At 56.4% G+C, this 280-nt stretch carries 1 protein-coding gene; it reads left to right on the top strand.

Features of this window, described 5'->3' with window-relative positions; translation table 11 throughout:
• Window positions 1-280: type VI secretion system Vgr family protein (locus ACTHUT_RS22365; protein ID WP_440386923.1), on the top strand; the 280-nt coding region annotated here is incomplete at both ends.

The raw sequence follows: 280 nt of genomic DNA, 5'->3' as shown, positions 1-280 counted from the left end.
GGAACACATCAAACTCGCCACCGACTATCAGAAATCCCAACTCAACCTCGGCCATATCGTCGATTCAAACCGCAACAAACGCGGAGAGAACGGCGAAGGCTTCGAACTCAGAACCGACGGCTGGGGTGCCGTACGGGCGGGTAAGGGCATACTTGTCAGTGCACAAAACCAGGATGCCAACGGCAAAGTGCTGGATATGGACGATGCCGTCGCCCAACTCGAACAGGCACTCTCCCTGGCCAAAAGCCTGAACAAAGCCGCCCAAACCGCCAACAACCAC

The sequence above is a fragment of the Neisseria sp. P0022.S010 genome (genome assembly GCF_051956635.1).
Note: the sequence above shows the minus strand (reverse complement) of the source record. Positions and strands in the feature narration are given on the sequence as shown.